Origin of the sequence: Marinobacter sp. Hex_13, from assembly GCF_001566815.1 — a bacterium.
GTDB classification, from domain to species: Bacteria; Pseudomonadota; Gammaproteobacteria; order Pseudomonadales; family Oleiphilaceae; genus Marinobacter; species Marinobacter salarius.
This window is the reverse complement of the sequence record NZ_LSMM01000064.1, coordinates 14,579-34,532: the sequence shown is the minus strand read 5'-3', so window position 1 is coordinate 34,532 and position 19,954 is coordinate 14,579. Positions and strand designations below refer to the sequence as shown.

At 54.5% G+C, this 19,954-nt stretch carries 21 protein-coding genes and 1 pseudogene; 16 read left to right on the top strand and 6 right to left on the bottom strand.

Annotated features, from left to right (window positions below):
• Positions 1-570 precede the first annotated feature (570 nt).
• A pseudogene (locus AXW11_RS16265) lies at positions 571-1,586 on the bottom strand (IS110 family RNA-guided transposase).
• Positions 1,587-1,738: 152 nt separating this feature from the next.
• Here AXW11_RS16265 and AXW11_RS16260 point away from each other — a divergent pair.
• From AXW11_RS16260 to AXW11_RS16250, 3 genes are read left to right on the top strand one after another with little or no spacing between them, the layout of a single operon-like run.
• Positions 1,739-2,002, top strand: coding sequence for a BrnT family toxin (locus tag AXW11_RS16260; RefSeq protein WP_041333059.1), 264 nt, complete (start codon positions 1,739-1,741; stop codon positions 2,000-2,002).
• Entirely contained in the window at positions 1,992-2,261 is a 270-nt protein-coding gene (brnA, locus tag AXW11_RS16255) for a type II toxin-antitoxin system BrnA family antitoxin (protein WP_041333061.1), read from the top strand. Before AXW11_RS16260 ends, brnA begins: the two co-directional genes overlap by 11 nt.
• 11 nt (positions 2,262-2,272) lie before the next feature.
• Positions 2,273-2,695: an Imm63 family immunity protein gene (locus AXW11_RS16250; RefSeq protein ID WP_052479408.1), complete on the top strand. Its 423-nt coding sequence runs from the start codon at positions 2,273-2,275 to the stop codon at positions 2,693-2,695.
• 28 nt (positions 2,696-2,723) lie between these two features.
• On the opposite strand, the gene AXW11_RS16245 is transcribed toward AXW11_RS16250, so the two are convergent.
• Positions 2,724-3,677 carry an IS110 family RNA-guided transposase gene (locus AXW11_RS16245; RefSeq protein ID WP_041333063.1) on the bottom strand — a complete coding sequence of 318 codons (954 nt, stop codon included), beginning with the start codon at positions 3,675-3,677 and terminating at the stop codon, positions 2,724-2,726.
• 394 nt (positions 3,678-4,071) lie between these two features.
• Between AXW11_RS16245 and AXW11_RS16240 the strand changes: the two genes are divergently transcribed.
• From AXW11_RS16240 to AXW11_RS16210, 7 genes are all read left to right on the top strand, one after another.
• On the top strand, positions 4,072-4,386 hold the full coding sequence (locus tag AXW11_RS16240) for a hypothetical protein (protein ID WP_041333067.1): 315 nt from the start codon (positions 4,072-4,074) through the stop codon (positions 4,384-4,386).
• 1 nt (position 4,387) lies between these two features.
• Entirely contained in the window at positions 4,388-4,888 is a 501-nt protein-coding gene (locus tag AXW11_RS16235; protein WP_091641923.1) for a hypothetical protein, read from the top strand.
• 219 nt (positions 4,889-5,107) lie between these two features.
• The gene (locus AXW11_RS16230) at positions 5,108-5,404 is read left to right on the top strand and encodes a hypothetical protein (protein WP_143071135.1); all 297 of its coding nucleotides are present in this window, start codon (positions 5,108-5,110) and stop codon (positions 5,402-5,404) included.
• 113 nt (positions 5,405-5,517) lie between these two features.
• Positions 5,518-5,796 carry a type II toxin-antitoxin system RelE/ParE family toxin gene (locus AXW11_RS16225; protein WP_041336503.1) on the top strand — a complete coding sequence of 93 codons (279 nt, stop codon included), beginning with the start codon at positions 5,518-5,520 and terminating at the stop codon, positions 5,794-5,796.
• Positions 5,796-6,089: a HigA family addiction module antitoxin gene (locus AXW11_RS16220; RefSeq protein ID WP_041333073.1), complete on the top strand. Its 294-nt coding sequence runs from the start codon at positions 5,796-5,798 to the stop codon at positions 6,087-6,089. Before AXW11_RS16225 ends, AXW11_RS16220 begins: the two co-directional genes overlap by 1 nt.
• A 92-nt stretch (positions 6,090-6,181) precedes the next feature.
• Positions 6,182-6,508: a DUF2834 domain-containing protein gene (locus tag AXW11_RS16215; RefSeq protein WP_041333076.1), complete on the top strand. Its 327-nt coding sequence runs from the start codon at positions 6,182-6,184 to the stop codon at positions 6,506-6,508.
• 80 nt (positions 6,509-6,588) lie between these two features.
• Positions 6,589-7,068, top strand: coding sequence for a nucleoside deaminase (locus AXW11_RS16210; protein ID WP_091641925.1), 480 nt, complete (start codon positions 6,589-6,591; stop codon positions 7,066-7,068).
• A gap of 57 nt (positions 7,069-7,125) precedes the next feature.
• Here AXW11_RS16210 and AXW11_RS16205 read toward each other — a convergent pair whose 3' ends face one another.
• Positions 7,126-9,207, bottom strand: a complete 2,082-nt coding sequence (locus AXW11_RS16205) for a putative bifunctional diguanylate cyclase/phosphodiesterase (protein ID WP_091641928.1) — start codon at positions 9,205-9,207, stop codon at positions 7,126-7,128.
• Positions 9,208-9,582: 375 nt separating this feature from the next.
• Between AXW11_RS16205 and AXW11_RS16200 the strand changes: the two genes are divergently transcribed.
• The gene (locus AXW11_RS16200; protein ID WP_041333078.1) at positions 9,583-10,986 is read left to right on the top strand and encodes a pectin acetylesterase-family hydrolase; all 1,404 of its coding nucleotides are present in this window, start codon (positions 9,583-9,585) and stop codon (positions 10,984-10,986) included.
• Positions 10,987-11,044: 58 nt separating this feature from the next.
• On the opposite strand, the gene AXW11_RS16195 is transcribed toward AXW11_RS16200, so the two are convergent.
• Complete coding sequence (locus tag AXW11_RS16195) at positions 11,045-11,716, bottom strand: hypothetical protein (RefSeq protein ID WP_091641930.1); 672 nt, start codon at positions 11,714-11,716, stop codon at positions 11,045-11,047.
• Positions 11,717-11,928: 212 nt separating this feature from the next.
• Between AXW11_RS16195 and AXW11_RS16190 the strand changes: the two genes are divergently transcribed.
• The 4 genes from AXW11_RS16190 to AXW11_RS16175 all read left to right on the top strand — a co-directional run bounded on the left by AXW11_RS16190 (position 11,929) and on the right by AXW11_RS16175 (position 16,797).
• Positions 11,929-12,258, top strand: coding sequence for a hypothetical protein (locus AXW11_RS16190; RefSeq protein WP_036206835.1), 330 nt, complete (start codon positions 11,929-11,931; stop codon positions 12,256-12,258).
• Between the two features lie 74 nt (positions 12,259-12,332).
• Complete coding sequence (locus tag AXW11_RS16185) at positions 12,333-14,294, top strand: aconitate hydratase (protein WP_041333082.1); 1,962 nt, start codon at positions 12,333-12,335, stop codon at positions 14,292-14,294.
• 41 nt (positions 14,295-14,335) lie between these two features.
• Positions 14,336-15,214: a glutathione-dependent disulfide-bond oxidoreductase gene (gene yghU / locus AXW11_RS16180; protein ID WP_036206857.1), complete on the top strand. Its 879-nt coding sequence runs from the start codon at positions 14,336-14,338 to the stop codon at positions 15,212-15,214.
• A complete protein-coding gene (locus tag AXW11_RS16175; RefSeq protein ID WP_091641933.1) occupies positions 15,214-16,797 on the top strand; it encodes a PQQ-dependent sugar dehydrogenase in 1,584 nt (527 codons plus the stop codon). The genes yghU and AXW11_RS16175 overlap by 1 nt, the downstream gene beginning before the upstream one ends.
• 31 nt (positions 16,798-16,828) lie before the next feature.
• Here the strand turns inward: AXW11_RS16175 and AXW11_RS16170 are convergent, their stop codons facing one another.
• Positions 16,829-17,077: a thiamine-binding protein gene (locus AXW11_RS16170; protein ID WP_036206861.1), complete on the bottom strand. Its 249-nt coding sequence runs from the start codon at positions 17,075-17,077 to the stop codon at positions 16,829-16,831.
• A 25-nt stretch (positions 17,078-17,102) separates the two neighbouring features.
• The gene (ggt, locus tag AXW11_RS16165) at positions 17,103-18,800 is read right to left on the bottom strand and encodes a gamma-glutamyltransferase (RefSeq protein ID WP_177190608.1); all 1,698 of its coding nucleotides are present in this window, start codon (positions 18,798-18,800) and stop codon (positions 17,103-17,105) included.
• A gap of 174 nt (positions 18,801-18,974) precedes the next feature.
• On the opposite strand from ggt, the gene purU reads away from it, so the two are divergent.
• The gene (gene purU, locus AXW11_RS16160; RefSeq protein ID WP_091641939.1) at positions 18,975-19,829 is read left to right on the top strand and encodes a formyltetrahydrofolate deformylase; all 855 of its coding nucleotides are present in this window, start codon (positions 18,975-18,977) and stop codon (positions 19,827-19,829) included.
• Positions 19,830-19,954 lie beyond the last annotated feature (125 nt).

The window sequence follows — 19,954 nt, the reverse complement described above, 5'->3', positions numbered from 1 at the left end:
AGGAATCTGACGACCCAGACACTCAAAAAGCGGTCACTGAAAACTGATGAAAACCGGACAATCTAAACTGATAAAAAGCGGTCAAAACTCACCGTTGTTGACATTATCGGTGAGGTAATCCAGCCGTTCATCTATGGCATTGGGTGGGCTCTAGTGTGGCTGTGTACTCTCGGTCGCGTCAGACCGAAGGAAGGCGCGTTTTACAAATACCCAATAGTCGGTTTGCTAGGAATATATACAGCATGCGTAGTGCCGCCTTTGGTATATTTGGGGCTAAAGTGGCTGGGGATCTTTGGCTGAATAGGGGCTACATGGACTCCCCCTGCGGTCAAGCAACGCCATTTGAATCCGAAGCGGTTTTAGACTGCAGTTCTACATTCGGCCTCTTTGTGGGCACTGTTGCCCGGGCCAGGATGATGATGCGTGTGAGTGATAACCTCATTCGTTAGTCGGCTTTTCCAGCCGTATTATTCATCAGGTTCAATCACTCTCGGTCTGACCGTTCCGTCATCGCTTGCCGTTGCAAGACTCGGCTGGCAGGCGTGTTCTGCCTGTCGTTGTTGCCCGTTATCAGCCTTCTACAGGCTGTGTTTTAAACTCGGTTTGGTTCATTAACAGCGCCCAGATAATCCGGGCATTTTTGGCGGCCAATGCGACCGCTGCCCGTTTGTATCCGCGTCGTTCCACCAGATCCCTGGCCCAGCCACTGAGCCGATCGTTCCTGTCGGGTAGTTTCGCGATCACCGCTCGGGTGCCGTGGATCAGCAGCATTCGCAAGTATTTGTCCCCACGTTTGGTGATGCGCCCAAGTCGAACTTTGCCACCGGTCGAGTATTGTCGGGGCACCAGGCCCAACCAGGCAGCAAAGTGTCGCCCGCTTTTGAACTGCCTGGGATCGGGCGCACTGGCTAACAGAGCGGTGGCGGTTTGTGGTCCGATACCCGGTATGGCCATCAGACGCCGCGCCTGCTCATCGCGTCGGGCCATGGCTTCGATCTCCCGGTCATAAGCCAGGATTTCTTCATCAAGCTGGAGAATGCGCTGATTGATGTCGTTCAGTAAGCGGCGCGTGAGCATCGGCAAGCCGTTTTCGGCATCCTCCAGGATTTCTGGAACCCGTCGTCTTGCGGCATAACGCCCTTGAGGGATGATCAGTCCGAACTCAGCTAGGAGTCCGCGAACCTGGTTGATCTGCGCGGTGCGTTCCTTGGTCAGCCCACGACGAATGCGATGCAGGCACAGCACGGCTTGCTGGTCTTCGGTTTTGATGGGCACGAAGCGCATATTGGGGCGGCCAACCGCTTCGCAGATGGCTTCGGCATCGTTGTCGTCGTTCTTGCTGCTCTTGCGATAGGGAGCGACGAAGCGGGGAGCAATGATTCGGACATCGTGGCCGAGTTTGGTCATTTCACGAGCCCAGTAGTGGGCACCAGAGCAGGCTTCCATTCCGGCGGCAGTTGTGCGATATAGGGCAAAAGCTTGGGCCGATTCAATCGTTTGCGAACCACGACCTTGCCGTGTTGGTCGATGCCATGAATACTGAACACAGTTTTCGCCAGATCAATGCCAATGGTTGTAACATTCATGATGACTCCTCCTGCTTCGGATTGAAGATGTCGACACCTTCAATGTGGCACATTGATGCCGAGGGAGCAGGGGGAGTCCATATCATTCGTTAGCAGTTTCACTACTCCTTCCAAATCTTGCAGAATGAGTAAAAAAGGAATAATTTGTACTCATGGATGAATTTGAATTCGACGAAGCCAAAAGCCAGGCCAATCTGGACAAACACGGTATCGATTTCGTTGCTGCCCAAGGGCTGTGGAAAGATCCGTACCTGCTGGAGATCGGCGCAAAATCAGAGGATGAGCAGAGGTTTTTGCTGATAGGCAAGATTGGTGAAAAGCACTGGTCGGCTGTCGTCACGTACAGGGATGCTCGTATTCGTCTGATTTCAGTCAGACGTTCCCGCAAGAAGGAGGTTGAGCTCTATGAAAGCTAAAGACTTCGATAAAAAGTTTGAGGAAGGTCAAGAAGATATTGTTGATGACCTGGACCTGTCGTCTGCTCGTCGCGTTAATCAGGAACAAAAGCGAATCAACGTCGACTTCCCGGCTTGGGTTGTGGAGTCGTTGGACCGTGAGGCTGCGCGCTACGGAGTTACCCGTCAATCGATCATCAAGGTGTGGCTGGTGGAGCGTCTTCAGGCAGAATCTGCTAACAAGCCGCTCAATGGTGACGCCGCAGGCGGCGCACATTAGCGGAGCGTTAAATGCCTATGAAGAGTATCGAGTACATACAGAAAGAGGTGGCTCTTATCGGAGAAGCTCTGTGCGGCGAGAGCAAACCCGCCTATCTGTTCTCTGTCGCTAGTTCGCCTACACATTCTGGCGCACCGCATATCGAAATAGCTGGTGATGAATACCATTTTGTAGTTACCGAGCGGGGCTCTGAATTTGAACGTCGGAAAACCAAGGATGTAGATGACATACTCTATTGGTTAGTCGAAGGCGATGTTGGCGACCTTGCCAGATCGTGTGAGTTGAAGAACAGAGTTGAAGCACAAGATTCTAGACGGCTGTGGTTTCAAAAGGAGTTGGAACTCCTGAATGCTGTAAATCGAGGTTGGGCAAAGCGCAAAGAAGCAGAACAAAAGCAGGTGCTAAATGAACATCCATTTAGAGACAGCATTTAACAAGTGACTGTGGTGTCAATTCCATAAATTAAGCCATTTCGCCCCGCCAGGATTCCTGGTTTTTGACCATGGTATTGAGCACCACAATCATTTTTCTCATGCAGGCGATGAGGGCTACTTTTGGGATCTTTCCCTGGGCTTTCAGGCGCTCATAAAAGCGCTTGAATACGGGGTTGCATTGGATGGATGAGAGCATGGCCATGAACATGACAGTGCGAACTCTGTGGCGGCCACCGCGTATTCTCCGCTTGCCATTCAGCTTGCCGCTGTCCCGGTTTATGGGTGCGACACCGACCAGTGCGGCGATCTCTTTTCGGTTCAATGATCCTAGTTCCGGGAGCTCACTGAGGAGGGTGTAGGCGAGCACCTTCCCAACACCGGGTATGCTGGTCATGACCTCCATTTTGGTACGCCAATGGCCCACTTTAGCCACTTCCTGCTCGATCTGTCGGGTTACGGCTTCAATCTGATTCTGAAGCATCCTGAGCAGGCTTTTAATGGATCGATGAAGAGGCTTTGGCATGATCTGGAGACGGTTTTTCTCCATGGTGGACATCTCCATAAGCTGAGCCCGCCTGGCTAATAAGTCTCTGATCTTTTTTGATGTTTTGTCCGGGATGGGTCTGAATTCCGGCTTGAGTGTGGCGGCATATTTGGCAATCACCTGGGCATCAATCCGGTCGGTTTTGGCGAGCACGCCGATGGCTTGGGCGTAGCGCCTGACACTGATTGGGTTGACGACAATGATGGGCAAGCCGGCCTGATTGCTGGCCTGAACCAAGGCGTGCTCATGTCTCCCTGTGGCCTCCACTACAATGCGTTCAATGTCATAATTCTTGAGGATTTTTATGAACCGGCGAATGTGAGCTTCGCTGTTGGGAATTGAATAAAACTGTCCGGAAGGATGGAGAGCGATATCAAGGTTGGCTTTACCGACGTCGACACCGATATTAACGGAGGTTTGGATTTGGCTGCTGTTCATAATAAGCTGACTCTGCCTTGCTATACGGGCTCGAGGCCCCGATGACTGTTCGAGTTATCGCTTGAGAGTCATGCAGCGCTACGCACTTGTTACCGGTCTCTCGAATGAGGAGCCTGCCATCATCGAGCTGCTGCATGAAGGCCCCCAGCGGCCACTGGGGGTGGGCCTCAATTTACCCAAACACGGCAGAAATTATCCATACAAAAGCAGGCACAGCGACGCCCACTATATTGCGCCTTCGGCTCCATTCCGTGGGCGCGCATGCTGCAAGCGTTATGGGCTCAGTCATCAGGAAGATCAGGGGTTTCATCTCTGGAGTTAACTAAGCGATATTGGTAGAATTTTCTCGGCATCAGGACGGTGCCGAAGAGTCATCGACAAAAAGGAGAAGGGAATGAGATCAGATGACAGGGAATATGTAGCTGCTGTAATCAATTTTTTCTGGCAAGGCTTGGCGCAGCCTCACTCAGTGAACGAAAACGCCTCAAAAGTAATGTATGAAGCCCTCACCGAAGCGCAGGGATGTACTGCATCAATAGATTTAGTACCAAGACCGAGTTACACGCCAAGCATTAATTACATCATCAAAGAAATAGCTAAAATTGGCCAGAGAATAATGTCTGGAGATACCTCGCTTTATAATATGTGTCGAGACCAAGTCGCTGCAAATTATAAAACTCATATTCGCGCAGCATTGTGGGGCCTTTAATATGAATAAGTTTTTTATTTTAGCGCTTATTTCATTTTTTCCTTTCTCATTGTCAGCAAGTGAAAGTGATTTGCGTATAATTTATGGCGAGCTTGATTTTTATATCCCTAATAATCCCGTGGTAGTGGGATACCTTGGAACAGATAGCGAAATTCTAATCGCAAAATACAGCGACGAGCCCGGGAAGGATATCGTTGGCTTTAGTCTAGATAAGGAGGTAAATACAGGTGGCTGTAGACCGGAAGCTTTCTTTAGATCTGTTTTAAGTGAAAGTGAGGCTGAGTGTGATGGAGCTGCTGTTGAATCTTTTCGATATGTCTTCATGAAAAACAGAGATTCAGGAATATGGTCAGGTGGCGATAAGGAATTTTTCTATTTTATCGGATCAGATAAGTCCACGGTATTTGTGACAGAAAAAGGCGCTGATAGTAGAACATACAAAATAGAATCAAATTTTTTGAGCAAAGAAAGAATCAAGAATATATTCTCAAGCCATCTTTAGTTTCCTGAATTTGATTGCTACTGACACTCAAAAGCCCATAACCAGTGCAGGCACGGCGACGCCCATTACATTGCGCCTTCGGCTCCATTCCAAGGACGCGCGTGCTGCAAGCGTTAGGCATACCAACTAATGGACTCGAACTTTCTTACAGGTGCTTGCATATTCACATTCGTCTATTCGCTAGGCGCAGCCTACGGTGCCAGTAAGAAAGGGATGCGAGTGGCTATCGCATTCTTTTTGCTATGTGTTTTTGCTGGCTCAACGTTAACTTATGCGTACTACGGCATTGGCAACACTTGGGATGGTGCGAGCGAGTTCGGCAAGGCCGCTTCACTGGTGCTAGCCGTGGCCACACCGCTAATCCTGGCATCCATACCTGTGGCCTTAGCCGCAAAGTTAAAGCACGGTGATCATGTGGCATTCGTGTCATCGGTGGTGCTTGGCACTGTGGGAGTGTTCATTCTGCCGTTCGTCGGCGTAGTGTTAGCTTGCCTGTTCACAGGAGACTGCCTGTAATGCCTAACAAAAGCAGGCACAGCTATTGCGCCTTCGGCTCCATTCCGTGGGCGCGCATGCTGCAAGCGTTGAGTTTCATTGTTGCGTGGTGCGCAACATGCTGGCATTCTATTTTGATTAAATCATTCCGTCACAAAGGACTGAAGCGGTTCTACTCGACCGGCCACACGTCTGGCATACAACCCGACCATGCCAAGAGGCTGCGTATGCAGCTGGCTGCTCTGGATACGGCGACTTCAATGGAAGACATGGATATCCCTGGTTTTCGGCTTCATCCATTGAAGAGCAAAGACAAAGGCCGCTGGTCGATTAGGGTTAACGGAAATTGGCGCATGACGTTCGAGTTCCAGGACGGCAACGCCTACATTCTTGATTACGAGGATTATCACTAATGACTATGCATAATCCGCCTCATCCTGGTGAATTCATTCGCGAGGTGTACCTGGAGCCTTTCGGTATCAGTTCTCGTCAGCTTGCTTCCAGTCTGGGCGTTTCACCTTCTACTTTGTCTCGGCTGCTCAAAGGGGATAGTGGTATTAGCCCAGAAATGTCGTTGCGGCTGTCCAAGGTTCTCGGGCGTACTCCTGAGAGCTGGTTGGCGATGCAAGATATGTATGACCTATGGGTGGCTCGCGGCACAGTCAATCTGGATGGTATTCATCGCTTGGACTTCGAAGTAGCTTAGCCAGGGGCTGTTGTCGAACGCACCTATGCTGGTGCTCCGGTACGCCGCAAAGCCAAGGCGTTATATTTCTTCAACCTCAATCAAGGAAGATCATGAGAGTATCGACTTTACCCCTAATCATTCTCTGTCTGTTCATGGGTTTTACCTTTTGGGTAATGGCCGGAGCAGAGCAGTCGCTTTTAGCTTTTGGCGTTCAGCTCATGTCCAGCCCGGACACAGCCCAGGTTGTTATTGATCTCTACATTCTCGCTGCTTTGGCCTGTGTCTGGATGTACCGGGATGGCAAAAGTCGCGGAAAAGGGTTGGGCTATCTCATCCCGTTTTTTGTTCTTACAGCAGTATTTGTGTCTGCCGGCCCGCTGCTATATTTGGTGTTGCGCGGTGGGCGAGAGCCTGAAGCCGAAGCCAGCAAAATATAATCAACCGCATCAGTACGCGGCCGATGGACGGCACCCGCATTTCTGCGTCGATATTGGCCACAGGATTCGAGGAGCACGTCATGGTGAACGATGGAGAGATACAGCACCTGCGTCGGTGTATAGAACTTGCAACTGAGGCTCTAGAGCTGGGTGACGAGCCATTCGGCTCTGTGCTTGTAGCAGCGGAGGGGCAGGTACTTTTTGAAGATCACAACCACGTTGCCTCAGGTGATCGAACCCGCCATCCGGAGTTTGAGATTGCGCGGTGGGCTGCGGCGAATATGACCTCGGAGGCCAGAGCAGAAGCAACGGTCTATACGTCTGGTGAGCATTGTCCGATGTGTGCCGCCGCCCATGGCTGGGTGGGGCTGGGACGTATCGTGTACGTGAGCTCCTCCGAGCAATTGGCGGCATGGCTTACCGATCTTGGAGTTCCAGCACCTCCCGTACGAGCGTTACCGATCCGAGAAGTCGTTCCAAACGTGGCTGTTGAAGGTCCGGTTCCCGGTCTTGCCGAACAGGTGCGTGATCTGCACCGTCGTTTTCATAGTTCAACATAGTTGGCAGCAGCATTCTTCTGTCAGCGATGCCAACAGTCGTCACGCAGCTTCGCTCACCTAAGTAACCAGAGCCGATTCCGTACGTTGGGTCATGTGAGCAATCTTCTCGAGCAACGCTTCGGGCGGGGCAGGCCTCGCCAACAGATACCCTTGCAGGGTATTGCAGCCAAGCTGGGTCAGCAGTGCCTGTTGTTCGGCTGTTTCAACACCTTCTGCGACAATCCTCATATCCAGCGTTTTGCCCAGAGCGATGATCGCCTGGATGATTGCTTCATCATCGTTATCCTGGGCCAGTTCGGTAATAAAGCCGCGGTCTATTTTCAGTTCGTTGGCTGGCAAACGTTTGAGATAGAGCAGGCTTGAATAGCCGGTGCCAAAGTCATCGATGGAAATGGACACGCCAAGATCCGACAGTTTGTTCAATACGGTGAGGCTTGTCTCTGCGTTGCACATGGCCGTTGTTTCGGTGATTTCAAGCACCAGGTGTGAGGGATCCAGGGAGTGCTTTCTCAATGCCTCGCGAACCACGTCAACCAGGCTATGATGCTCCAGCTGAACCGCTGAAAGGTTTACCGCTACACTCCACTCCTGATGCCCCTGATCGTACCAGACCTTCATTTGCCGGCAGGCTTCCTCGATGACCCAGTTGCCAATGGGCACGATCAGCCCGGAGCTCTCTGCCAGCGGGAGAAAACGATCGGGTGACAGGAATCCGTGATCGGGGCTTTGCCATCGCAGTAGGGCTTCGAGGCCAGTCATGGGGCCGTCTGGTGCAACAAACTTGGGCTGATAATGCAGTACCAGCTCGTTGCGGCTGACGGCCTGCCGCAGATTTTGCTGCATTTGCATCTGCAGGTGCACATTGGCGTTCATGCCGTGTTCGAAAAAGCAGTAGCCGTTGCGGCCCTGTTTCTTGGCGTGATACATGGCGGCGTCAGCATTCACCATCAGCTCATGTTCGGTTTTACCGTCCTGGGGGTAAATCGCGATGCCGACACTGGTGGAAATGTGAAGGGGGATATTTGAAGTCTCGTAGGGCTGCTCAATGGCATCAATTAACCGTTGCGCAAATACGGCGGAAGTTTCCGGCGAGCAGGGTTCCAACAAGAGTACAAATTCATCCCCTCCAAGCCTCGCGGCTGTGTCTCCCTCACGTTTGTTTGAAAGCAGGCGATGCGCCACCTCTTTGAGCAACTGATCTCCGACATGGTGCCCGTGCATGTCGTTGATCGCCTTAAAGCCGTCCAGGTCCAAAAACAGTACGGCAAACTCACCGTTGTTTCTCTCGGCTCGGTGTATCGCTTGCTCCAGCCGATCTCCCAATAGAACACGATTTGGTATGCGGGTCAGGTTGTCCTGCAGGGCGAGCTTGATGAGTTCGTTATTGGCGTCATCGAGTGAGTTGGACAGTTGGCTGGTGCGTACATCAAGCATTGACACAATTAGAGCAATGGCGAACACCGCAAGGCTGACAATGATGACCAGCACAGCCAGCCACTTTGTATCGATCCCGCTGTTGGCCGCGCCGCAAAAGCTGTCGATCGGGAATTTGGAGGCCGCCATTCCGGTATAGTGCATGCCGATAATGGCGCACCCCATAACCAGGGACGCGCCAATGCGGCCGAAGGTGGCGCGCTTGCTCTCCTCTCGCAGTCGAAACGCCAGCCAAAGGGCGGCTGTGGACGCGACAATGGCGATAACAATGGATAGCCCAACCAGCCAGGGTACATAGAAAATGTACGGATGCATGAGCAATGCTTCCATACCGATGTAGTGCATGCTGGCTACACCCAGGCCCATCAGTAAACCACCCGATAGCAGCCGGCCCCAGGGCAGCGTGTCCTGACACACCAGATAAAGGGCGAATGCAGAACACGCTATGGCGATGACTAATGACAGCAGGGTGAGGGGGACGTCGTAGCCTAGTTCGATGGGAAGGCTAAAGGCGAGCATGCCGATAAAGTGCATGGACCAGATGCCAAAGCCCATGGCGATGGAACCGCCAATCAGCCATAGAACCGCAGAGCGGCCCGATGCGCTGGAGACACGGCTGGCCATATTCAGGGCCGTATAGGATGCAAGAACGGCAATGATAATAGAACAGGCGACCAAAACCTCGTTGTAACTGCTTTCCAGCATCAAATATTCCCTTATGTAATCGCTGTTAAAAGTGAATTACAGCCGCCTGATGTTGAACGCTGCCTGTTGGTTGCTGATCTAAATATCCATTTTATTTCAGAAAGTTAGTTTCTAAATAGTGCCAAATTGTTATGTTTTATGTCGTGATGAAAATGCTTTTAGTCCCATGGGGCCAATATTAAGTAGGCAGTAGAGGAGGTAGTTCTCTCCAATTCAGTCATTTCCTTTACATTTTTCAATAACGCTATTACCTATCATTTTTTAGGACCAATTGTTCTAGGGGTATTCATTGAAATGACAGAGTGTCACGTCTAGTTTCGATTCAGGGGTGAGCTCAATGATTGACTACGCCCCAATAACAACAATCAAGGAGGGATGCCTGTGAAAACGAGCATCAAGAACCAACTGCTAGTTGTTCTTTTTCTACTGGGCGTAACAGGCCCGGCGATGGCTGAGCTGGGTGACTATGGTTTCTGGCGAACACTCGGGAATCTGGTTAATCCACCGGCAGCGGATAACCCGGTTACTGCAGCTCAGCGGCAGGGTGACTACCCCTTACTTGCCAACCCGCCGGGGTTCAACGATGGTTTTTCGCCAGGCAACTATTACGCCTGGCAAACCATTCCCCTGGCACCCGAAACCGGCGCTGTCTGTGGTAACGGCTCTGAGTACAAGTTCTTTGTGAACCGCGTGCCGAACACCAGTAATACGATTATCTACCTGGAAGGGGGCGGCGCTTGCTGGGATTACGAGAGCTGCTCTGGCCAGACGGGCATTCGGGGAGCCCGCAACCCGGATGGTATTCCCGATGACTACATGAACCTGACAAACCCCAGTGCCAGCCTGGTCAGTCCGTTTGTGGTGCGCCTGAACCCACTGACATCGGTCAAGACCCAGAACTGGAACATGGTTTATATCCCGTACTGCACGGGAGACGTCTACTCCGGTGACAAGGTGGCCGTGTACGAAGATCCGGAAGGGGAAGCGGAGCCTTTGATCTGGCATCACAATGGCCTTCGCAACACCCGCGCCGCGATTTCGTGGGTGAAGGATAATCTGCAGCGGCCGAAGCAATTGCTGACGACCGGATGCAGTGCCGGCGGCCTGGGCAGTTTGACCAATTATCACCCGACTCGCCGAGATATGGAGCCCAACCGGGGGTACATGATCAACGACTCTGGACCTGCCTTCAGTGCGCCTTCCGGAGCGGATCCAGAAGCTTATCCTTCGGTGTTGTTGCAGTCGTTTATCCGTGATGCCTGGGGGTTGGATCAGCCCAATGGTCCGCTGGAATACCTCAGTGACGGGCTTCCACTGATGAACCTGAACGATCTCGGCTCACTGTATACGGCCCTTTCTGCGGAGCTACCGAATGATCGGATGGGGCATACGCATTTCTGGCAGGATCTGAATTACTCCTCCTATTCTTACGAGCGTTTCTATCCGGAAATCGAGAATGCGCCGGATCAGGCTACCAAAGAGGCGTTGATCCACGAACGCTGGTATACGGATACAGAGCGCCTGAAGGGTACCCTGTCCAACCTGAATAATTTTGGGTATTACCTGCCATGGTTCCGCGATGTGAACGAGAGCCACTGCACCACAATTATTGAGTTTGCCAACTCAGACATTCAGGAAGCCGGGCTGGAGCTGGATGACTTTGTGGCCAATGTGTTGAACGGAAGCGGTGCGGTGATGCAGGCCTCTGAAACCGATCAGCAGGCTGACTACAACAAGCCGTTCAATCCGCTCTACTGGGCACTTGATCAGCTTCTGTAGAACATTGGGTATCAGGTTCTCCGGAATCGGGGAACCCGCCGATAGGGATGGCGATGCGTTATTGAGGCGCATCGCCATTATTGTTGGCGGCCACACGGGCTTCCAGCAATCGCTGGCGTAAGTACTCGTTGCGGGTCATTCCTGCAGGCACTTTGTCCATTGCCATCACCTCTTGCACGATTTGTTTCTCCTGCTGCTTATAGGCTTCAAACTCCGGCCTGGGTTTGGCCAGCCATTCTTCTTTGCGTGCCTGCGCAGCGGCATTCTGCCGGTCAATCAGGCCTTGCAACGCCCGTTTCTGCGCGGCTTCGTCTTCGATGGTGAGTTTTGTCATGGCAATGCGAACCATCAGGCTCTCTGCTGCGCTGACCTGTCCCAGGCGTTCGTACTCAGCCAGGCGCTGTTCCAGTATTGCTGCCTCCGCAGCGCGCTCTTCCGAAGACAGGCTCTTGGCGTTCGCAAAGAAGGTGTGCAGTTCTTCCTCAAAGTCGAGCCGGTTGGCCAGCTCCAGCGTTTGCGGGTTGTCCAGCAAAGCCTGTTGTTCGGCTGTAAGCCCTCTGTTCTGGCTTCGGCTGGTCGGCTGCGGTTCCTGAGGCAGTGCCTGGGTAGCTGGGGAGGTGTTGATGGAGTTTGCGATGTCGGCAGAGGAATCCGTCTGGCTCAGCCAAAAAGAAATACTGACCGTGACGGCAACGATGCCGATGGCAGATGCGAGAGCAATTCGTTTCATGGCAGTCCCCCTTGTTATTATTGCCCTGATTCCAATTCAGGCTTGGCCTGGTCCAGTAAACGCGACAGGTAATCACTATATTAGCGCAAACCGCTGTAGGCGTAGTTAACGTTCCGAAGTGCCAGGGAGTTAATCTCCCCATACGGGCCCTGATCTGTCTGCTACAGTGGCAGCGCACTTACATCCATTGTTGGTCCCGGGAGAAAAGCCTCATGAAACCAACCCTATGCGTTTTCGTCGTTCTGACTGTATTCAGCCTAAATGGCTGGGCCCAGGAGGTCGATTACGATAAACGCAACCTGCACATTTTTTGCGCCTCACATCTGAAGATGCTCAGCGGCACGATTGATGATGGCGGCGATGAATATAAGGCGCTGATGTTTATGTCCGGTGTTCACCGGGACGAGGCAATCGGGATGGGTGCCACCGAAAAGCACTTCAGCGACGTGAACACCTATCTGAAAAAAGTACGCAACACCAGCAAACCGAAGTGGAGCAGCCTGACGTCCCGAAGCAAGGAGCTGTGTTTCCCCCAGTCCTGACGACAGGGTTGGCCAGCGGGATCTATAGTTAACGGTATGAAGGTCTGAAATCTGGCTCGCATGGAGGTCATCCGATGACGAAACAGACGAAGAATCAACCGCGCAATGTTGCCACGAAGCTGATCGAGTCACACCTGGTGTCGGGAACGATGAAGACAGGCGAGGAAATCGGGCTGAAGATCGATCAAACGCTGACCCAGGATGCAACCGGTACACTGGTTATGCTCGAGCTGGAGGCCATGGGGCTCGGCCAGGTCAAAACCGAGTTGTCAGCGCAGTACGTTGACCACAACCTGCTGCAGACTGACAACCGCAACCCCGATGATCACCTGTTCCTGCGTAGTGCCTGTGAGCGGTTCGGCCTGTGGTTCAGCCCGGCCGGGTCCGGCGTCAGCCATCCGGTGCACATGGAACGCTTTGGAAAACCGGGCAAGACCCTTCTTGGCTCCGACAGCCATACCTGCGCTGCCGGTTCCCTGGGAATGCTGGCAATGGGGGCTGGCGGTCTGGCTGTGGCCATAGCCATGTGTGGAGAACCGTTCTATCTCAACATGCCTAAGGTCATGGGCGTGAAGCTGACCGGGAAACTGCCGGATTGGGTGAGTGCCAAGGATGTCATCCTGGAAATGCTTCGCCGCCACGGAGTGAAGGGCGGTGCCGGGAACATCATCGAGTACTATGGGCCGGGCCTGAAAGGGCTGTCCGCGATGGACCGCCATGTGATCGCGAACATGGGGCAGGAGATGGGACACACCGCTACGGTGTTCCCGGCGGACGATGCGGTGCGGGATTTTCTCAAGCAGCAACAGCGGGAAGGTGACTTCCAGAGGCTGGAAGCCGACCGCGGCGCCACCTACGATCTGCATGACGAGATCGATCTGGGCAAGCTGGAGCCGTTGATTGCACTTCCCAGCAGTCCAGGGAAGGTGTTCCCGGTGCGGGAAGTGGCTGGCGAGCCCATCTACCAGGCCTACATTGGGTCCTCCGCGAATCCTGGCCTGAGGGATTTCGCAGTTCCTGCGATGATGGTGAAGGGCCGTCAGGTTCGCGAAGGAGTATCTTTCGATATAAACCCCACCTCGCGTCAGGTTCTGGAAAACCTGGTAGAACTGGGCCATCTTACCGATCTGCTCAGCGCTGGGGCGCGCCTGCATCAGACCGGCTGCAATGGCTGCATTGGCATGGGGCAGGCACCGGCAACGGATCAGATCAGCCTGCGCACCGTTCCACGGAACTTTGCGGGTCGGTCGGGTACTGATGAAGACAAAGTCTGTCTCTGCAGCCCCGAAACAGCCACGGCGTCTGCGTTGACCGGCGTGATTACAGACCCTCGTGATCTCGATATGAGCTATCCTGTGTTCGACGAGCACAGCACCTTTTATGTGGAGGATCGCAATATCCGCCCGCCGGCGAAGCACCCGGAATTAACGGTGGTTGAGAAGGGGCCGAACATCAGCACCCTGCCGACGTTTGAGGCGCTGCCTGACTCGTTGAAGGCGCCGGTTCTGCTCAAGGTTGGTGACGATGTTTCCACCGACGACATCCTGCCTGCCGGCTCCCGGATACTGCCGTTTCGCAGTAACATTCCGGCCATCAGCGAGTTTACTTATACCCGGCTGGACCCAACCTATCCGGAACGGGCAAAAGAGTATCAGGACACCGGGTCTCTGATCGTTGGCGGTGACAATTACGGCCAGGGGTCAAGCCGTGAACATGCGGCGCTGGCGCCCCGTTATCTGGGCGTGCGGGCAGTGATTGCCAAGAGTTATTCGCGCATACACTGGCAGAATCTGTCCAGTTTTGGTGTGTTGCCTTTGAGCTTTGTCACTCCGGAGAACTTCGATAGCATCGAGCAGGGCGATGAGTTATCGATTGAGGGGCTGGTTGAAACATTAAAAGCCGGGGACAGGGTTGTTGCGAAAAATACCCGGAACGGCGAACGTTATGAACTGACGCATGAACTTAGCGAGCGCCAGGTCCGTATGGTTATCGAAGGCGGACTGCTGAACATGATGCGCCAGGAACTGGCCGCGTGAGGCCTTGTTACCAATAGATCCACTAAACTGAGGAAGAATGAATGACCGATGACACCTACACGCCACCGAGAGTCTGGAAATGGGATGCCGAGAGCGGCGGAGCCTTCTCGCAGATCAATCGCCCGATTGCCGGACCCACTCACGAGAAAGAATTGCCGGTAGGGGAGCACCCGTTCCAGGTCTACTCACTGGCGACCCCGAATGGCGTGAAAGCCACGATCATGTTCGAGGAACTGTTGGCCAAGGGCATCAAGGAAGCGGAATACGATGCCTGGCTGATCCGCATCACCGAGGGGGAACAGTTTGGCAGTGGTTTCGTGAACGCGAACCCGAATTCCAAGATACCGGCGATGATGGACCACACCCACACGCCGGCCGTCCGCGTGTTTGAATCCGGCTCCATCCTGCTTTACCTCGCTGAGAAGTTTGGCGAATTCCTGCCGACGGACATTGTGGCGCGCACGGAAACCATGAACTGGTTGTTCTGGCAAATGGGCAGCGCGCCGTTCCTGGGCGGTGGGTTTGGCCATTTCTACGCCTACGCACCGGAAAAATACGAGTACCCGATCAACCGCTACACCATGGAAGTGAAGCGCCAGCTGGATGTGCTGGATCGGCAACTGGCCGATAATCGCTACATTGCGGGTGACGAATACACCATCGCAGATATGGCGATCTGGCCCTGGTACGGCGCACTGGTGAAAAACAAGGTGTACGAAGCGGCGGAATTCCTGGAAGCGCATACCTACAAGAACGTGGTGCGTTGGGCCGATGAGATCGCAGAACGCCCGGCGGTCAAGCGTGGATTGATGGTAAACCGCACCTGGGGCGAGGAGAGCAGGCAGTTGCATGAACGCCACGACGCCAGTGACTTCGAACTGCGCACTCAGGACAAGCTGGAGCCTTCCGGAGAGAAGTAATGGCAGTATTGGTTGGCTGGAGGAGAGTGGTGCTGGCGTTCATCGTCGCGTTGATCGTGGGCTCCGTGCTGGGCAGCCTTGTGCAAACCCAGTTCAATCTCCAGGCGCTGGAAGGCCTGGGGGTTGAAATCAGTATGGCGACCCGTTTGCAAACCACAGTTCAGGATCTTCTGAACTTTGCCCCTTTGTACGCCATCCTCTTCGGGCTCAGTTTCCTGTTCTCTCAGGGTGCTGCGTCTCTTGTGGCCCGGCTGGCTGGTCAATCAGGCCGTTTGTGGCTGTGCCCGCTTGCCGCGGCTGTGGGATTGTGGGCGACCTTGCGGATTGTGGATGCATTGGCGCCCATGCCTACGTTGATCGCTGCCACGCGAGATATGGGTGGACTGTTGGCTATGCTGGTAACGGCTGCTCTCTCTGGTTTGTTGTTTGCCGTTCTGGTTTCCCGGTTGCCCCGTAAAAATGGCAATGCCTCGGCAGTGCCTGTTGCGATGCTTCTGATGGTTGCCGGGGCGGTTCTGCCTGAATCTGATGCCGTAGCGGATGAGGCGACAGACTATACGATTGAAACTGTGGCCAGCGGCCTGGAACATCCCTGGTCAATGGCGTTCCTGCCCGATGGACGAATGCTGGTTACTGAAAGGCCGGGACGTTTGCGAATGCTGACGGCTAACGGCGACCTGATGCCGGAACCGCTGGATGGTGTGCCGGAGGTTTTCGCATCCGGCCAGGCAGGGCTGTTTGATGTGCTTCCCGCCAGGGACTTCGAGGACAGCCGACAGATTTACCTGAGTTATGCCTGTGGCACCATGGATGCCAATCACACCTGCTTGGCCAGGGGGCAACTGGGAGAGCAGGGCCTGGAGAATGTGAGCGAACTATTCCGGGTACAACCGGCCAAGAAGGGCAGCGCTCATTATGGAGGGCGGATGGTATGGCTGCCGGATGATACGCTGGTGTTAACCCTCGGAGACGGTTTCGACTACCGCGAGCAGGCCCAGCGCCGTCAAAACCACATTGGCAGTATTGTGCGCCTTAACCCGGATGGCAGCGTGCCGGACGACAACCCTTTTGCAGGGCACGACACCTACCAGGGTGAAATCTACAGCTATGGTCACCGCAATGTGCAGGGGCTGGCCTACGACAGCGAACAGGGCCGGCTGATTGCTCATGAACACGGGCCCCGGGGTGGTGATGAGATCAACGTCATTCGCCCGGGCGCCAACTACGGTTGGCCGGTCACCACCCATGGGCTGGACTATACCGGTGCGCGGGTAACCCCGTTCGAGGAGCGTGAGGGTGTCGAGGCGCCGCTGCTGCACTGGACGCCATCCATCGCCCCATCGGGCATGACCGTTTACACCGGCGATCTGTTTCCTCAGTGGCAGGGTGATCTGTTGGTTGGCGGACTGGTGACCCGGCAGGTGCATCGTGTCCGGTTGGCGGACGGCAAGGCAACGGACGTGGAAACCCTGTTCGGTGAGCTGGGCGAACGCATCAGGGCCGTCGTAACGGGCCCTGACGGTTCGGTTTATCTGTTAACGGATAATGCTGACGGACGTGTTTTGAAAGTTACACCAGACTAGAGCGAGTGTCTGGGCCTGGCTCAAAAGCGCCCTAGCGTGGCCGGCGATCACCTTCCATGATCTTGGCCACAAACACCGCTTTACCGTACTCCTCGAACGACCATTTCATGGTGTCTGAGAGAACGCGCATTACCTCGTCGTACTCACCGAACATTTCGGTGCTCATGCGGCCCGGAAAGATCTCCAGCCCTGTTTTTTCAAGCCGCTCGATAACGGCACGAATGGGCGGCTTGTAGTCATCGGTGAGTGGGTAGCAGCTCAGTTGAACGGATAAAAACATAATGCCTCCCGGGGCTGTGTGCCCCTCAATAGCCCATGGCTGAAGATGTGCTGCGGCGCGGGTCTGCACCGCCGTAGAGGGTTCCTTCAGTATCGATCAGTATGCTCTGGATGGCGCCCATGGCACTTTTTGTCACCACCTTGTGCCCCTTTTCCTCCAGCAGCCTCACGGTATCCGGGCTGATGCCCTGTTCAATGCGGATCTCGTCTGGCAACCATTGGTGGTGAATCCTCGGGGCACTCACCGCAGACTGAATGTTCATGCCATGATCAATCACATTCAGCAGCACCTGCAAGGTTGTCGTGATAATTCGGGACCCGCCGGGGCTTCCCGTAACCAGATAGTTGCGACCATCGCGCCTGACAATGGTCGGCGACATGGAGCTCAGCATGCGCTTGCCGGGTTCCACCTTATTGGCTTCGCCACCGATCAGTCCATAGGCGTTGGGTTCGCCGGGTTTGGCACTGAAGTCGTCCATTTCGTTGTTCAAAAGGAACCCCGCCCCGTCAACGGTGATACCGGACCCGTAGCTGAAATTAATGGTGTAAGTGTTGGAAACCGCGTTGCCCCAGCGGTCGACAACGGAGAAGTGGGTGGTTTCCGGGCTTTCATAGGCCCCGGGGTTGCCGGCACTGATCTCGGTCGACGGCCGGGCTTTGGCCGGATCAATGGTTTTACGCAACGCTTCGGCATAGGCCTTGCTGGTCAGGCCCTTTAGTGGCACCTCCACGAAGTCGGTATCTCCAAGGTATTCCGCGCGGTCAGCGTAGGCAAGCTTCATGGCTTCGGCCATGTGGTGAATACCGGCGGCGGAGTTATGACCGAACTCGGCCAGCGGGTAGCCTTCAAGAATGTTCAGAATCTGCACAATGTGAGTGCCACCAGAGGAGGGCGGTGACATGGAATAGATATCATGTCCGCGGTAGGTGCCATGAACCGGCTGGCGGATTCTGGGGCGGTAGTTCTTCAGGTCCTGAAGGGTGATCAGGCCGTCGTGACGTTCCATTTCCTGGACGATGAGTTGCGCGGTCTTGCCCTGATAGAAGCCATCGACGCCTTGATCGGCAATACGCTGAAGGGTGTCGGCAAGCTCCGGTTGCCGAAATCGCTCGCCTGGTTGCCACGGAGAACCGTCCTCTTTATAGAAGGTTGCGAGAGTTGCCGGCCAGCGCTGCAGTCGTTCCCGCGCCTGTTCCAGGCCCTCGGTGAAGCGTGCGGGTACAATAAAGCCTTCCCGCGCCAGTTTGATCGCCGGGGCCAGGGCCTGTTCCAGCGACATCGTGCCGTGGCGTTCAAGGGCCATCGCCAGGCCGGCGACGGTGCCGGGCACGCCGGACGCCTTGTGGGTGAAACGGCTGCGATTCTCGACCACGTTGCCATTGTCGTCCTGGAACATGGTTTCGGTGGCAGCGGCCGGTGCTTTCTCCCGATAGTCGATGGCCTCAACCGCTTCGCCGTTGCCCGGAGCGTAGAGCATAAACCCGCCGCCGCCGATGTTGCCCGAGCGAGGCTGGGTGACCGCCAGGGCGAATCCCGCCGTAACGGCGGCATCCATCGCATTGCCGCCATTCTTCAGCACGTTCAATGCGACTTCCGTTGCCAGGGTGTGGCTGGTGGCTACCATGCCGTTCCTGGCCTGTACCGGGTGGTGGCGCTCTCCTTCCAGAATGGCCTCTGCGGTCACCGGCTTTAGAGGTAGCAGCAGCGCCAGGGCGATCATCATTCTCGCGGCCAGTGAGCGGCTCGCGACGGCTTTTCGGGTACGTACCTGTAGGGGGTGTCTATCCATGTTTCTGTGCCTCGTTTCTGGTGCTCAGATAAGCTATCATAGCCGGTCATTTTTAAGGGTGTGAAATTGCGCGCCCGTGATCCCGGATCAGATTAAGGAAAGGCTTCCATGGAGCATACCTATCGTCTTGTGATTTCCTGCCCGGATCGGGTGGGGATTGTTGCCAAGGTCAGTAACTTTCTGTCGACCTACAATGGCTGGATTACAGAGGCGAGCCACCACTCCGACACCCAGACCGGGTGGTTCTTCATGCGGCATGAGATCAAGGCCAACTCGATCCCTTTCGGCCTGGACCAGTTCCGCACGGCCTTTGAGCCGATTGCCCGCGAGTTCAATATGAACTGGCACATTGCTGATTCGGCCCAGCCCAAGAAAGTGATCCTGATGTGCAGCAAGGAATCCCATTGCGTGGCGGATCTGCTCCATCGCTGGCACAGCCGCGAGATCAATGCCGAAATCGTGGCGGTTATTTCCAATCATGAAGACCTCCGGCGCATGGTGGAGTGGCATGAGATACCCTATCACCATATTCCGGTGAACCAGAACAACCGCGACGAGACTTTCGGTGAAGTGGATGGCCTGATAGAAGGCTATGAAGCCGATGTGGTTGTTTTGGCCCGGTATATGCAGATCCTGCCCGGTAGTCTGTGCGAGAAGTACCCGGGCAAGGTGATCAACATTCATCACAGCTTCCTGCCGTCGTTTGCGGGTGCCCGCCCATACCACCAGGCCTACAGCCGGGGTGTGAAGCTGATTGGCGCCACCTGCCACTACGTGACCCAGGATCTGGACGAAGGCCCCATCATCGAGCAGGACGTGGTCCGCATCAGCCACAGCGACTCCATTGAAGACATGGTTCGGCTGGGCAAGGATGTGGAGAAAAACGTGCTGTCACGGGGCTTGCGGGCACACATTGAAGACCGTGTGATTACCTACGAAAACAAGACTGTGGTTTTTGACTGACGGCCACCGCCATATCCCCCGCTAAGGGGTTGAATGTGGTAGTATTGGCCGCTTGTTAAAGAATAACTATGGGGCGCTCTGAACGGCCCTGAAACGACTTCCAGCAAATGCAAAGGAACCTTTCT